Origin of the sequence: Nostoc sp. C110, from assembly GCF_043099725.1 — a bacterium.
In the GTDB taxonomy this organism is placed as follows: Bacteria; Cyanobacteriota; Cyanobacteriia; order Cyanobacteriales; family Nostocaceae; genus Nostoc; species Nostoc muscorum_A.
Window position 1 is genome coordinate 852,810 of the sequence record NZ_CP171148.1, and the last position, 16,135, is coordinate 868,944.

The 16,135-nt window shown below is 43.8% G+C and carries 10 protein-coding genes; 8 read left to right on the top strand and 2 right to left on the bottom strand.

What is annotated here, in order from left to right:
- Positions 1-230 precede the first annotated feature (230 nt).
- Together ACFFRD_RS09420 and ACFFRD_RS09425 are read right to left on the bottom strand one after the other, a co-directional pair.
- A complete protein-coding gene (locus tag ACFFRD_RS09420) occupies positions 231-1,730 on the bottom strand; it encodes an MBOAT family O-acyltransferase (protein WP_392481262.1) in 1,500 nt (499 codons plus the stop codon).
- Positions 1,731-1,850: 120 nt separating this feature from the next.
- Positions 1,851-4,862: a DUF1574 family protein gene (locus ACFFRD_RS09425; protein ID WP_179073284.1), complete on the bottom strand. Its 3,012-nt coding sequence runs from the start codon at positions 4,860-4,862 to the stop codon at positions 1,851-1,853.
- Between the two features lie 548 nt (positions 4,863-5,410).
- On the opposite strand from ACFFRD_RS09425, the gene ACFFRD_RS09430 reads away from it, so the two are divergent.
- From ACFFRD_RS09430 to dxs, 8 genes are all read left to right on the top strand, one after another.
- A complete protein-coding gene (locus ACFFRD_RS09430) occupies positions 5,411-5,647 on the top strand; it encodes a hypothetical protein (protein ID WP_163933134.1) in 237 nt (78 codons plus the stop codon).
- A gap of 101 nt (positions 5,648-5,748) precedes the next feature.
- The gene (ppc, locus tag ACFFRD_RS09435; RefSeq protein ID WP_392481263.1) at positions 5,749-8,826 is read left to right on the top strand and encodes a phosphoenolpyruvate carboxylase; all 3,078 of its coding nucleotides are present in this window, start codon (positions 5,749-5,751) and stop codon (positions 8,824-8,826) included.
- A 145-nt stretch (positions 8,827-8,971) separates the two neighbouring features.
- Positions 8,972-9,226 carry a hypothetical protein gene (locus ACFFRD_RS09440; RefSeq protein ID WP_114080459.1) on the top strand — a complete coding sequence of 85 codons (255 nt, stop codon included), beginning with the start codon at positions 8,972-8,974 and terminating at the stop codon, positions 9,224-9,226.
- A gap of 340 nt (positions 9,227-9,566) precedes the next feature.
- Positions 9,567-9,872 carry a DUF4090 family protein gene (locus ACFFRD_RS09445; protein ID WP_392481264.1) on the top strand — a complete coding sequence of 102 codons (306 nt, stop codon included), beginning with the start codon at positions 9,567-9,569 and terminating at the stop codon, positions 9,870-9,872.
- 217 nt (positions 9,873-10,089) lie between these two features.
- On the top strand, positions 10,090-11,247 hold the full coding sequence (locus tag ACFFRD_RS09450; protein WP_392481265.1) for a hypothetical protein: 1,158 nt from the start codon (positions 10,090-10,092) through the stop codon (positions 11,245-11,247).
- Positions 11,248-11,836: 589 nt separating this feature from the next.
- A complete protein-coding gene (locus tag ACFFRD_RS09455; protein ID WP_392481266.1) occupies positions 11,837-12,799 on the top strand; it encodes an aldo/keto reductase in 963 nt (320 codons plus the stop codon).
- Between the two features lie 268 nt (positions 12,800-13,067).
- A complete protein-coding gene (locus ACFFRD_RS09460; RefSeq protein WP_392481267.1) occupies positions 13,068-13,514 on the top strand; it encodes a hypothetical protein in 447 nt (148 codons plus the stop codon).
- 692 nt (positions 13,515-14,206) lie between these two features.
- A complete protein-coding gene (gene dxs / locus ACFFRD_RS09465; RefSeq protein WP_114080455.1) occupies positions 14,207-16,114 on the top strand; it encodes a 1-deoxy-D-xylulose-5-phosphate synthase in 1,908 nt (635 codons plus the stop codon).
- Positions 16,115-16,135: the final 21 nt, after the last annotated feature.

Here is a 16,135-nt window from a genome sequence, read left to right on the forward strand (position 1 = left end):
GGCTTAATATTCTGTAATAGAATTCTTTAACAAGATCGTCGAAATGTAAAGTTTTTCTACTATAAATAATAGTGATAAAAGTAAGCGATTAAAGCTTTCTAAGCTATTGCAAAATTAAACCGATCGCCTAGTTTATTCTCTTTACATTCCGTTACAAATAGCCAGGATAAATTGTAACGAAATAATAAGTTGTAAATTGTCTTATGTTGCAGTTCATTGTTTCTAGAAACTTAAAAATCAAAGTAGATATAGGGCAAACTGCCTTCAGGAGCTAATAACCAAACAGCATAGAAACATAGAGGGACAAAGACAAGCTTAATGGGCCAGTTAAACTCTAACTTCAGCATCCGGTTAAAGGCATAGACTACAGCCATCAGAGCAGCTAAAGTTAGCAGCACCCAAGTGAGTTGGTATTGGCTAATATTTAAAGCATCCACATAGACCTTTTGAGCAAACTGGGCATCAGCAGGATAACGCCAAAGGTGTCGGATTACTAAAGAAGAGTCTTGGAGATTAGGTAGACGGAACCAAATCCAAGAGGTAAAAACCATCAGTTGGGTCAAAAACCAAGCGACGAAGATACCTAGAGGATTTTGCCAGAATTGCTCCAGATTTTCAAAGCGATCGCTCATAGCATCTGTAAGTCGATGAACCACCAAGGCTAACCCGTGGAATATGCCCCAAACTACATAACCTAAAGCAGCCCCGTGCCAGATACCAGCGATTAGCATCACAGTAAATAAATTCCAGCAGGTGCGGATTAAACCCCGACGCGAACCACCCAAAGGAAAGTAGACATAGTTACGTAGCCAATCTCCGAGAGTGATATGCCAGCGCCGCCAAAATTCTCCAATACTGGTGCTGAAGTAGGGAAAATCAAAATTTTCAGGTAGAACCAAGCCGAAAAGTAAGGCACTACCACGGGCAATATCTACGTAACCGTTGAAATCTAGATATAACTGCAAACCGTATGCGAATGTTGCTAACCAGAGATCGGTACTACCGGCCCGTTGTAAGTTACCAAAACATAAATCGACAAAAATTCCTAGGTGGTCTGCAAAAATACCTTTTTTGACTGCACCTCTAGCAATTAACCACAGTGCCTCTGCTACTCTATCGGCACTGGGAAAGTCTAACGTATTGAATTGATTTGCTAAGTTGTGGTAGCGCGTAATCGGGCCGGAAATCAGTTTGGCGAAGAATAATTTATAAGTGGCAAATTTAAGAAACTGATCGGTAGCAGGCGCACCACGATAGACATCTATTAGATAGGCAATACACTCAAAAGTGAAAAATGAAATTCCCAAAGGTGCAATCAATTTAAAAGAGCTATCTGGTGAGTTTGCTTGGATATTGAAAACAAACTTAAATAGAGGGGTTAGATACTTAAAAGCTAATAATAGTAAGACATTTAGAGTTATACCCAACCACAAAACTTTTAAACGACGGCGATTCCAGTCACCTTGGGCAAATTGCCACTCTTCATTAGAAATTTGCCAGTCAAGAGAATGTTTTCCTGGTGATGTATTTTTCCCAATCTCTAGCCCCAAACGGAAATTGATAAACGTCAATGCTAATAGCAATGGTATGTACTGGATATGCAAAGATGCGTAGAAAACCAAACTAGCAATTAGCAGCGTCCATAATCGTAATTTCTGTTGTGCTAAAGACCAGTAAATTCCTAAAACACTCAACAAGAAAAGACCATAAAAAATTGATATAAAGTTCATTTTTTAGTCATTTGTTATTTGTCATTTGTCATTGGGCATGGGGCATTAGGCATTGGGCATTAATTATTCTCTTTGTCCCCTTGTCCTCTTGTCCCCTTGCCTCCCCTACTCCCCACTTACCTACTTCACTGGCCAGGGAATCATCGGATCATTAGCCAGCTTTTTGGAGACTTCGTATGCTCCAAAGCGGTTAAGGTGGCTGGGATCAGAGAAGTAGTCATGTGCTTTGGGCCACTTTTGGCTCAGATCCCGATAAATAAAATTGGGATTAGTAGCTAGACGCAACATATATTGCTGAAATTGTTGCTCATATTGTCTACGCACTGGATCTAAATAATCTGCCGTGAGAGGCATATTGACAAACACTAAGGAAATTTTCTGAGACTGGGTAAACTGAAGCACTTCTTGAAGAGCAGCATCTTGCTGTCCTTCTACTTGGAAAGATTTATAGTCGTTGTCGTAATTTCCGGTAACTCTAGAATGTTTTTGATAGTATCTAGCAGGATTGAAGCGAATAGACAAAGGTAGAAAGCCATCAAAATCAACTGCTTGCTGGGAAATACTCTCATCTGAAGTTCCATCTGTTAGCTGTTTTTGTGATGCAACTGTCTGATTACTACCAAATATAAGCAATTGTTTTTGCAATAAGCCTTTAATTTGGTCGCGGTTTTGATAGCTAGCAGAAAGAGATGCTAGACCCTGATTTAACGAATCATTGACAGCTTGATATGTGCTAATCTCCTGTTTTTCTTCTTTTACCTTCTCTTCTGGCGAACTTTCCTGATTTTCGGGCGATTCGCTGCTATTTGCGATTTTTGGGTTCTTTTGTAATGCTTGCTTATAACCAGCTGATGCAGCGATGGATTTAAAGGTAATGTCTTCGCGTCCACCGTTGAAAGCACGGGCCCCATCCGCCCAGAGAATTATTTTAGGCAGTTCTGATGGTTCCAGTACGTGACGAAGCACAAAGTCTACAACTTGTGCAGTAGCACCGTTGATCCCAAAGTTAAACACGTCAATATTGGGATAGCCCTGAGTCGCTAAAGCTTTAGAAAGTTCTGCTGGATCTACTCCTCTGAGGGCGCGGGAAGAGCCAATAATCAACACATCGGGCGGTGTACCAGTTCTCGCTAAACGTTGTTTATACAGTGCTAGCTGCTCATCTAACTGTCTGACATTGAAACTTGGCATTTGCGATCGCGCTGCTAAAAGAATAGCTGTTGCGGTTGCTTTTTCTTTCAGTGGTGCGGCTGCCAAATTCTTTGTCGAAGTATCATCACTTTGAGTAAACTCAGAAGCATTAAATACAGAACTCTGATTTGCAGGAGATTTTGTTTTAGAACTGCTGCTAAAAAATACCGTTTTCTCACTCTGAGTTTTTTCAGATGTTAAAGATGCCTTTTGTCCAGATGATGAAGGTAAAACACTGGCAACTTTTGGCAAACTCGGTTTAGTCTGTGCAGTAATTCGACCCAATACCCAATCAGTTTGGAGAGTGAGTAATAATCCCAGTGTCCCCCAAACTAGAGCAATCTTAAGTCCTTGATCGTCAGGATTTTCTTCTGCTAACTGGTGGCTTTCGGTAAATAGCTGGCTTTTTAACAGGAACTTTTTCGCGGTTGCACTCGCCGTTGCTATCCAATCTCGCGCTACTTCTGTTACAAAACTTTGAACTTCTTCTGTTGTTAAGTCTGGGCGCAAAATTGGTTCACTAGTCTCAGAGGGTATCAAATCATCGACGTATTTAGAAGTGGCAGCGAATTCTGGTGTTGCTTCTGGTACTAAACGTTGGCGATGTTCAAGATCAACGCCATAGTGCCAAAAAGGTTCTTTATTCCCAGCCCGGCGACCGTATATACGTATCCCCATAATACCGGGAATTTTCAAATGGCGGATAAACTGCGTAATTTTACTTGCTACTTGTTGACGACCTGGACAAACAGGTGCATCACACATGATGTGCAGTAAATCATTTTTGTTCAGTAAGAGGACGCGAATTCCACCTGTCAATAAACGCCAATCTAGGTCAGGATTGAGTAAACGCTCCAGTAAAAATGTGATGGCTGGTTCATCGCCAGTATTAGCTAAATCTAGCGGTGATGTGGCAAAGGCGGGATAGGTTGTGGCGGGTAAAGCTAGCCAATCAATCCAAGTGGGTTGCTTGTCGCCTGCTTTTTGCCCGTAGATGGTGGCGGCGAGAATGCCTTGAGGTGCGATCGCTTCTAACTGGGGTACAATCGCCTCTAAGCACACTGCCTTGTCTGGGATTGGCGCAGTTCCTAAAGGATCAAAAGCTGGCGTACAAAAGATGTGTAGAGTTGATTCTTTCAGAGAAGCTTGGACAGCAACTTTTAATCCTGACAATACCTCAGTTAATAGCCGAGCGATCGCTTGGATATCACCCCAACGCGCCCATTCTTTCAGCATTACCTCTGATGGGGTCAAATCGACACGCAGCAACCAATCAGGGGCAGTTTCGCCGCTTACCTGGGAAACAATTACGGCATCTTGGTAGCCAGAAAGCTTGAGATAACGCAACTTCTCTGCTATTGGTTCTGCAAGCAATGAGGCATCAGGGCTATAGCTCGACTGGCAAAATATCCACAGGCGGTTTTCTTCCGGCTGAGAGTTCTTTGGCTGATATGGCTTAATCTTTGCCTGTACCGATACACCTAACGTACTCAAAGTTTCGCTGAGATATCTAGCGATCGCCTCTGGGTTCCCTTGGCGTGCCAAACTTTCGTTAGAGACAATTAGCGCCCCACCCGACTGTTTTGATTTTTCCGCATCTGCTAGCAAGGCTTGCTCCACTTGCTCAAGATGCTTATCTATTTGATTTAAGTAAACCCGATGGCACCATTTGGGGCGCTGTTCCCCTTTTCTTCGGCCATAGACAAATACTTGATATATTGAGGTTTGTTCGCTGCTTGTGAGAATATCTAAGTTTGTTTGCTGTAATGCTTGCAGCAAATCAGACAAAGTACGCCAACGCTGCGGACATTCAGTACCTTCACAAAGAATATGAAGGTCATTTCCCCGTAACCGGACTTTCACCCCGAAAGTGTTAATCCCTGTGGCTTGGCTCACCCATTGCACTAAGGATTGCTGGCGATCTGGTAATACTGTTTTCATGGGAAGTTAACTTTACAGGAAGCGATGGTTGGGGGATAGTGCCTGCACTTGTAAACTAGAACCATAGGTCTATCACACTCTGACGTTTTTTTTTAACAATTTTGTTACCTTCGTAGCTTACAAAATCGGCCAAGATAGTCTTGTACAGGTTGTAAGTCTGACTAATATTGAGTTTTGCGTTTATTTTACTAATAGGGAGTCATAAATCAGAAGTTAGGAGAAACGCGATTAATCGCGTTTGTACAAGAGAGACACGATTTTGCGTCTGTACAGAAGCCAGGAGTCAGAATAATTCTATATGACTGGCTAATGACTTGTCCTTTAAAGCTAGACTTGCGTTTCATTGCGCTAACGCCCCTAATAGGTGAAATAACCAACAAGCTTATCTCATTTCAACTCCATCCCTCGATTGTTGGATTCATCCTAATTCCTAAGTAAGTTGGCGCAAAAAAACCAAGTATATTACGAAACGTAAATAGGTTTAAAGCCCTTACCAATGACCAATGACAAATGACTCCTAAATCAATTCCCATAACCAAAAATTAGCAATGCCTCCTGCCAACCAAGAACCCTCAACTAACCCGCCATCCCATCTCGATTTATTTACCATTCCCCAATCGTTCCTTTTACAAATAGGTACAGCGTCTATATTACTGCTGCTCATTACCGGAAAAACCACCGTAAGGGCACTAGAAAGCATAGGGGAAGCCAGTGAAGAATTGTTTCGAGGCGATCGCCTACCCATTCTCGACTTCCCAGAGGAGCGCGAAACTAATCAAACTTAGAAAATATACACCGAATAATTATTTGCTCAGGAATAACCCGATGAGCATTCAGTAGAAAACCTAGAAGCGTAAACAGTTATTAGCTTTACAAGATAGAGAATATGGGTTCCCTTTTATACTCTTCGTCTCAAACTGCGGATATATACCCGGTGTCGGAATTATTTTTGCGTCATCGTCTCCAGGTAGTGGAAGAATTGTGGGAGTCTGTTCTCCGGCAAGAATGCGGTCAAAACATGGTAGACTTGTTGCGGCAGTTGCGCGATTTGTGTTCGCCAGAAGGACAGGCAACAAATGACCAAGCATCCTCAGCCGTCAAATTAATTGAACAACTAAATATCAACGAAGCAATCCGCGCGGCTCGTGCTTTCGCTCTGTATTTTCAGCTGATTAACATCATAGAGCAGGAATACGAGCAAAGGCAGCAATTGAGCCGCTATGAGGCAGAAACAGAGCCTACAGATGCAGAAAGAGCATCTAATGTCAATTACTCGTCCAATCAAAGAGAAGATGATGCGCCTGTTAGCAAGGGAATAGCAGCAGAATTGCTGGCAAAGAATTATCTCGAAAAAGCGCAAGTCAAACCAAAAGGGACTTTCGCTGCTTTGTTTCCCTATTTATTCAAATTGAATGTACCACCCCAACAAATTCAACGTCTCATTGCTCATCTGGATGTGCGCTTAGTTTTCACAGCACACCCGACGGAAATTGTTCGTCATACCATCCGAGATAAGCAGCGACAGGTGGTACAACTCTTGCAAAAACTGGATACCTTAGAAAACCATGCTGGTGGTACAGGTGGCGGATATGCTTGGGAAGCAGCAGATGTCCGCGAACAATTGCTCGAAGAAATTCGCCTCTGGTGGCGCACCGACGAACTTCACCAGTTCAAACCTACTGTCCTAGATGAAGTAGATTATGCCCTACACTACTTCCAAGAAGTTTTATTTGATGGCATTCCCCAACTTTATAAACGTTTCAAACATACGCTATCCAATACCTTTCCGTGGCTAGAACCACCAAGTAAAAACTTTTGTTCTTTTGGCTCTTGGGTCGGCTCAGATAGGGATGGGAACCCATCAGTTACACCAGAAATCACCTGGCAAACAGCTTGCTATCAGCGCAAAATGGTGCTGGGGAGATATATTCAGTCAGTGAAAAATCTGATTGAATTGTTGAGTGTGTCGATGCACTGGAGTGATGTCTTACCAGATTTGCTGGAATCTCTAGAGTTAGATCAGTCCCAGTTGAGTGAGGTATATGATGCACTGGCGCTGCGTTATCGGCAAGAACCCTATCGGCTGAAACTCGCTTATGTACTGAAACGGCTAGAAAATACTCGCGATCGCAATCTAGCTTTGTACAATCGGGAAACGCCAAAAAATCAAGATAGTCCCCTGTATCGTTCGGGAGACGATTTTTTAGCAGAACTGCGGATGATTCAGCGTAACTTGACAGAAACAGGTTTAAGCTGTCGAGATTTAGAAAATCTCATCTGTCAGGTAGAAATTTTTGGTTTTAACTTGACACAGCTAGATATCCGTCAAGAATCATCCCGCCATGCTGATGCGCTGGATGAGATCCTACAATACCTGCAAATATTACCTCAACCTTACAACGAACTATCTGAGGAGCAAAAAGTAGCTTGGCTCACAGGAGAACTGCAAACCCGCCGGCCATTAATTCCAGCAGAATTGCCATTTTCTGAAAAAACCAACGATGTAATTGAAACTTTTCGCGTCGTGCGATCGCTGCAACAAGAATTTGGTCTAAATATCTGCCAAACTTACATTATCAGCATGTGCCGCGACGTGAGCGACGTGCTGGAAGTATTACTGTTAGCCAAAGAAGCCAGACTTTTTGACCCCGCCATAGCCGTGGGAACCATTCAAGTTGTCCCCTTATTTGAAACAGTAGAAGACTTACAACGCTCCAGAAGCGTTATGCGGAAACTGTTTGAACTCCCGTTATATCGCGCTTTGCTAGCCGGCGGCTACGAACAGGCAAAAGCAGAAGATACTGATGAAAATTCATCCTCCCTTGCCCCCCCTGCCTCCCCCTCCCCCCTCACCCCTAACTTGCAAGAAGTGATGCTGGGGTATTCTGACAGCAACAAAGACTCTGGTTTTTTAAGCAGCAACTGGGAAATTCATAAAGCCCAAAAATCACTGCAACAAATAGCAGAAGGCTACGATATAAATTTGCGGATTTTCCACGGACGCGGCGGTTCTGTAGGGCGGGGAGGTGGCCCTGCTTACGAGGCAATTTTGGCTCAACCGGGTCATAGTATCAATGGGCGAATCAAGATTACCGAACAAGGAGAAGTTTTGGCTTCCAAATACTCTTTGCTGGACTTGGCTTTGTACCACATGGAAACCATCACCACTGCTGTGATTCAAGCTAGCCTACTGCGAACAGGGTTTGATGATATTGAACCCTGGAATGAGATTATGGAAGAATTAGCAGCGCGATCGCGGCAACATTATCGGGCTTTAATTTACGAACAGCCTGATTTTGTTGACTTTTTTCATCAAGTAACCCCCATTGAAGAAATTAGCCAGCTACAAATTAGTTCTCGTCCAGCCCGTCGCCCATCTGGTAAGAAAGATTTAAGCAGTCTGCGAGCTATTCCTTGGGTATTTAGCTGGACGCAAACCCGCTTTTTACTTCCTTCCTGGTACGGCGTTGGCACAGCGTTACAAGAGTTTTTGAACGCAGAACCAGAAGAACACTTGAAATTAATGCGCTACTTTTACGTTAAGTGGCCCTTTTTCAAGATGGTGATTTCTAAAGCCGAGATGACTTTGGCAAAAGTAGATATGCAAATGGCACATCACTACGTTCAGGAATTGTCAAAACCAGAAGATAAACTTCGTTTTGCCAAGGTTTTTGACCAAATTGCCAGCGAGTTTTATCTCACAAGAGATTTGGTGTTAAAAATCACCGATCACAATCAACTGTTAGATGGCGATCCTGTCTTGCAACGATCTGTGCAGTTACGCAATGGCACAATTGTCCCCTTGGGATTTATCCAAGTTTCCCTGCTCAAGCGCCTACGCCAGTCTATGAATACTAATGCCACTTCTGGAGTTATCCATTCTCGTTACAGCAAAGGCGAGTTACTGCGAGGTGCATTGTTAACTATTAATGGGATTGCAGCCGGGATGAGAAATACGGGTTGATTGCGAATGGGGAATTGGGGATGAGGAGGCAGGGGAAGCAGGGGGACAAGAGGTGAGAACTTGAAACAAGTCTTTCCCCTTGTCCCCAATTCTCCTTGTCCCCAAGTCCTCTTGCCCATGCCCAATGACAAATGACAAATGACAAATGACAAAAAATAGAATTTTCATTTGCACTTTTTTGGCACTATCATCAGGTTTTTTTGGTGCTTACACTAGTGGGCAAATCACCATAATGCTGCATAGGCAAAAGTGTCAAAACCAATCTTGGGGTTTCCAGGTGATGTGCAACGCTTGGATGACACCTGGAGCAATATGGCAAGGTAGCACAACAGGATTATGGACAGGAACTATTTTAGGGGCGTTTGTTGGGGGTTTGGTGACGCGACAAGCTCGTGATTAATCTGTTAAACGTGAGTTAGACGAACCTCTCCCTGCCTTGAACTAAAGTTCAAGTCTTCCCTCTCCGAATCGGAGAGGGAAGGTTTTGCCTAGTAAAACCAGGGAGCAATACTTTTTGGATAAACTCAACAATCTCTCTTTTGATCTGGGGAAAGGTTACTGGGGTTGGGTAAAGGTAAATTCAAACCCTTTTCCCCTTCCCCTTTCCCCCTTAACCGAAAAGTATTGAACCAGGGAGAGGTTTTTTGATTCAGACAATTGCAATTAACCCTCAGCAGGAGAAAGGTGTCAGCAAGGCTGGTAAAATCTACCCATAGCAAAGAAGAGCAAATCAAATCACTATGCCTACCGAAACTAACCCAGGGAATCAAACTACCACGGGTGCTGATGCTATTGATGAAGCGATCGCACAGGGAATTGATTTTGATGGTTCTCCCATTCCGCCTGCCAAATTAGAACTTTATGGTAAAGTCATGGCGCTAGAAGGCAATAGACAGCGCAGTGGCGTATCTAATACTATGCGATCGCGCATTGTGCGAATTGGTGCAAAGCACATTACCCAAGCAGAACTCGACCAATTACTTGTAGATGCTGGTTTCGCACCTCTAAAAGAAAAAGAAATTGCCTTTTTTTATAGCGGCAAATAGATATAGCAGCGCAGCACAGTCAGGGACTATATAATTCACGGCTACACAAACAAGTAAAATAGCCGTGAAATTACTGTAAATAAACGAACTATTAACCCATCCATAACCTATCCGTCATCGACAATCCGGTAATCTAAATTTCTCACCGAAAGGGCGTGGGCAAGGAGCTAATTCTCCAAAATGCGCTCACGATCCCAAAGAATAATCAAGGATAGAGATGATGACAAAGGTTGGGTACTCAGTGTTTCAATGCGTCACCACTGCGCGTTTGCTGCGTAAAATATGCTTACTGGCGCTGACTGTGCCGTTCCTGACAAGTTCTGCAATCGGTTTGGCGACTGCAAACGAGAGGAAGTACGAGTACGAGGGCGAGAACGAGACATACGCCATCGGACTTTGGGGCGATATGCCCTACTCGGATCTCCAAGCGACAACGGGAGTCCCGAACCTAATCGCTGATATGAACGCGCAAAACCTGGCCTTTACTGTCCACGACGGCGACCTGAAGGCGGGCAACTCTACGCCCGGCTCGGTAACACCGACCACGTGCAGTAATGAACTCTACACTCAGGCGCTCGGCTACTTCAACTCCCTGAAGGCACCAGCAGCCTTTACCCCAGGTGACAATGATTGGACTGATTGCGATCGCCCCTCAAATGGTGGATTCAATTCACGCGAACGCCTCGACTACCAGCGTCAGGTATTCTTCAGCACGAAGTTTTCCCTTGGGCAGCGTCGGTTAGTCCAAGAGGTGCAGACAACACCACTGTGTCTTGGTGCAACCGGTGCAGTACCATGTGTGGAGAATCGGCGCTGGACGGTCGGTAAGGTTACTTATGCGACACTCAATATCCAGGGTTCATGCAACAACCTGTGTGACACTGCGCCTGACCCGCAAGAGTATGCAGCGCGAAACACGGCTAATATTGCATGGATGAGAGAAACTTTTCAAGTGGCAAAGACACGCAATTCGGCTGCGGTCATGTTTATCTCCCAAGGCAATCCAGGGTGGGATCTGACCGACGGAACCAGAGCGCCTTTGCGCGATCCGAAGACGCTCGTGCAAACCGATGGACAGCCTGATGGTTTCAAAGACTTTTTATTAGCGTTCCGCGATGAGGCGATCGCTTTCCGTAAACCGATTGCCTACGTGGATGGTGACTCGCACTACTACCGTATTGACAAGCCATTTCTAGATGCTCAAGGCAGACGCATCGAGAACTTTACTCGTGTCGAGACATTTGGCGACAATGCGGCAAACGGCAACAACGATGTGAATTGGGTCAAAGTGACCGTAAATCCCCGTAGCCGAGAAGTGTTTTCCTATCAGCCACAGATTGTTCCCGGTAATCGAGTAGCGGTTCCGTCTCCTTAACGCCAAGCAGTTTCTAATTATTGGGAAATACAAACTTGAAGAAGAATTCAGAAGTCAGAATTCAGGAGTCAGAATTCAGGAGTCAGAATAAATCAGTCGGGGATTCAGACCCGCGACTGATTAAAGACCACCAAATCGTAGATTTAGTGGGGGTCTTAAACCCGGCTATTCAGACGCTCTCTACGAGACGCTGCGCGAACGTGGACTCGCTTTAAGCGAAGCCATGCCGAAGGCTTTACGCTGCGCTATCCGACACTCGCACAGAATACCCAACTGAATTCTGACTCCTGACTCCTGAATTCTGTTCGATAAAAGCCCAAAACTACAATTTTGAGTTTTCACGGCATAACCCAAACCTTGATTTTCCGGTATGGGCAATTTATGAATTGCCTATACTGCGTGTAGTTTTGCGTAAGCCCTATCCATACCTCACACATCCCAAATTGCCATCGATATTTTGGCTTCTTCAATATTTTCCTAATCTCGTCAAAAAGTGTATCTTCAGCAAGATATTGTCAACTTTCCCTTGCGTTTGAATTGGCACACAGTTATATCTACTTAAGTAACAGCTGAAACACTTGGAGAACACATGTCAGGAACTACGCCAAATTCAGAAATGTTATATCGAGTTCTCGGCAGTACAGGAGAGAAAGTTTCTGCGATTGGATTGGGTGGTTGGCACATCGGCTTGAAACACGTTGATGAGCAACTGGGTATCCGAATAGTGAGAACAGCGATCGATCGCGGCATCACCTTTATGGATAACAGTTGGGATTACAACGGTGGAGTCAGCGAGATTCGTATGGGAAAAGCGCTGCGCGATCGCTACCGCGATAAAGTTTTCCTGATGACGAAAATCGATGGACGCTCAAAAAAAGCAGCAGCACAGCAGCTAGATGAATCACTTCAACGCTTACAAGTGGATTGCATCGATCTCGTTCAGCACCACGAAATTATTCGGTACGAAGACCCGCATCGAGTTTTTGACGAAGAAGGGGCAAATGCTGCCTTAATTGAAGCAAAAGCAGCTGGCAAACTCCGATACATTGGTTTCACTGGACACAAAGATCCATACGTTCATTTGCATACGCTAGAAGTCGCAGCCACTTACGGGTTTAAATTTGATACAGTGCAAATGCCGCTCAATGTAATGGATGCCCACTACCGGAGCTTTGCGAAGCTGGTTGTGCCGGAACTGGTTAAACAAAACATCGGCATTCTGGGAATGAAAAGCATGGCAAACGGTATTCTTTTACGGTCAAATACTGTAACGCCAATTGAGTGTTTACACTATGCTTTGAATCTACCCACATCGGTTGTGATTACCGGAATTGACAGTATGGAGATTCTAGAGCAAGCTTTTGAAGCAGTGCGGACTTTCCAGCCAATGAACGACGAGCAAGTGCGATCGCTTTTAGCAAAAACAGCAGAAGCAGGATCGCGTGGCGAGTTTGAGCCTTTCAAAACTTCATCAATCTTTGATAGCACTGCCCAAAATCCAGATTGGCTAGGAGAGGAACCACAGCGCCTCCAGCAATTGATGTCAGCGTGATGCTTGCTTTTTTAGAACTCCTTAGACTGTAATTGCGATCGCTAACTTTTACCCAAGTGCGTTAGCATAGCTCACCGTAGGTATCGCCCGTCCACACCTAAAATCTGTGTTTGATTAGCAGCAAAAAATTTTTATTCAAAATTCAATCTATCAAAATAGTGAATTCTTTTCATAACTAATGATGTAAGAACTTCTATCTAGGGATCGATATGGTGAATCAGCTAAATAAAGTAGATTTAGTATACTAAATCACATGAGATTGTATTGTATGAAATCGAATTATTTTACAAAACAGCTTTCCACCGTAAAACGCTGGATGGCTACCACACTGTTTTGTATGTTAGCGATCGCTTTCGTTTGGCAAGGTGCATTTTTCTCGAACACCTCAGCAATGGCTGATCCTGCTGGAACCTTGATCGCATCAAAAGACGCAGGCGATAAAGTTCAAGAAAAAACCAGTAAAGATGCTGGACGAGCCAAAAATTTCATCGACGATACAGCAGATAAAGTTAAGGATGCTGCCAAGAGTAATGCCAGTAAAGTTGACCAAGCAACAGACGGTGGTAGTTTTGCTGAACGCAAAGCAAAGAGAGATGCGGCTACAATTCAGAAAAGAGCAAATGAAGATGCATCTCGGACTAAAGAAGCAGTAGACAAGACCAAGAACGCTGTTGAGCGCACTGTTGATAATATCAAGGATGCTTTTGGTAAATAGCAATCTAATTTGATTTCGTTCAAATCAAAAGGCTTAGATCCCCGATTTCTTTGAGAAATCGGGGATCTTGTTGTTGAGTAAATACTGAATGTATTTAAAATAGTTAAGTATTTTTAAATACATATTTGTTGCACCTAGATAAACTAGCGATCGCAGATAAAATTAGCTGCTATAGAACTCATATTTGATTTTTGAAAAAACTCCGTACAACTTAAAAAGCCTTCTTTACCTATTGCCTGCCCACGCAAGTAAGTATGGCTACGCCACGCGGATTCCTAATATTACTGAACAAGAGAAAAAATAATTGTTAAATGTTTGCTAGCAATTAGACTGATCGTATACCTGGAAACAAGATATTTAACTTTCTTCTTACTAATCGCTTAAAAAGGCAAAAACAAGCGAACAAGTTAAGGAATTTCCGCAAGATGCTTTTTAAATGTTGACTTTCTATACAAGTTACACGATCTATTTAAGTGGCATTACTTATTGACAAATGTGCTGTGACTTTATGTAATTACAACCTAATTTTGACAATTTGTTAATGGTTAACAAATTTTCTACCATTATTAATTACGAAGTTATACTTTCCACTACAACTTAGTAACAATGTAAGAGTGTGATTATGTGGACAACCCGACCGTGGGAAAATCAAAATACTGAAAAAGTGAAATTAGAGAGGAAAACACTATAATATGCACCTGAGCGAAATCACCCATCCTAATCAGTTGCACGGTTTATCTGTTCGCCAACTGCAACAGATTGCCCGTCAGATTCGAGATAAGCATCTCCAAACCGTAGCAGTTAATGGTGGACACTTGGGGCCAGGGTTGGGTGTTGTAGAATTAACACTAGGACTTTACCAGACACTGGATTTAGATCGGGATAAAGTGATTTGGGATGTAGGACACCAAGCTTATCCCCACAAACTTCTTACAGGACGTTACGATCGCTTCCACACTCTCAGACAAAAGGACGGAGTTGCAGGTTATCTCAAACTCTGCGAAAACAAATTTGATCACTTTGGGGCTGGACATGCTTCTACAAGTATTTCAGCAGCATTAGGCATGGCTTTAGCGCGAGACTTGAAAGGCGAAAAATTTAAAGCCGTCGCTGTTATTGGGGATGGGGCACTGACTGGAGGTATGGCATTAGAAGCCATCAACCATGCGGGACACATGCCGAAAACTAACCTGTTGGTTGTTCTCAACGACAACGACATGTCCATATCTCGCAACGTCGGCGCGATTCCCCGCTATCTGAACAAAATGCGCCTCAGCCAGCCGGTGCAATTTATCAAAGATAATCTTGAGGAACAATTTAAGCAAATTCCCTTCGTGGGTGAATCTCTGTCTCCCGAACTCGCACGCATCAAAGAAGGTATGAAACGTTTGGCTGTTCCCAAGGTAGGGGCAGTGTTTGAAGAACTCGGTTTTACCTACATTGGGCCAGTAGATGGGCATAATCTTGAAGAATTGATTGCCACCTTCCAACAGGCACATCAGATACAAGGCCCTGTTTTAGTACATGTGGCAACAGTTAAAGGCAAAGGCTATGAAATTGCTGAACTAGACCAAGTTGGCTACCACGCCCAAAGCCCCTTTAACGTTGCAACTGGCAAAGCTATTCCTTCTAATAAACCCAAACCCCCAGCTTATGCCAAAGTCTTTTCTCACACTCTAGTGAAACTTGCCGAACAAAACCCCAAAATCGTTGGGATTACTGCGGCTATGGCAACGGGAACAGGCTTAGATAAACTTCAAGCCAAACTGCCCAATCAATATGTTGATGTCGGCATTGCTGAACAACACGCAATCACTTTAGCAGCAGGGCTTGCAACTCAAGGAATGCGCCCCGTAGCTGCCATTTATTCTACCTTCCTGCAACGCGCTTATGACCAGATAATTCACGATGTCTGCATCCAAAACCTGCCAGTATTCTTCTGCTTAGATAGGGCAGGAATTGTTGGATCTGATGGCCCCACCCACCAAGGTATGTATGACATCGCTTATCTGCGTTGCATCCCCAATATCGTCATCATGGCACCCAAAGATGAAGCAGAACTGCAACGCATGGTAGTAACTGGTGTTGACCATACCAGTGGCCCGATCGCTATGCGCTACCCTCGTGGCAATGGCTACGGCGTTCCCCTGATGGAGGAAGGTTGGGAACCTTTGGAAATCGGCAAAGGCGAAATTCTCCGCACTGGCGATGACGTGTTAATCGTTGCTTATGGCACAATGGTTTATCCAGGGATGCAAGCTGCCGAAATTCTCAGCGAACATGGGATTGAGGCAACTGTGATCAATGCCCGTTTCGTTAAGCCTTTGGATACCGAGTTGATTTTGCCTTTAGCTAAGAAAATCGGCCGCGTCATCACCTTAGAAGAAGGGTGTGTGATGGGTGGCTTTGGTTCTGCGATCGCAGAAGCTTTAATGGATGCAGATATTCTAGTTCCCGTCAAGCGATTCGGTGTACCAGATGTGTTAGTAGATCATGCTGAACCCAATGAATCTAAAACAGAACTAGGTTTAACTAGTCATCAAATAGCAGAAAGAGTTTTGCAAGCTTTCTTTAAGCAGCAAGTATCTGCTGTTGTTTAGTTAATTCTTTGTAGAATGAAT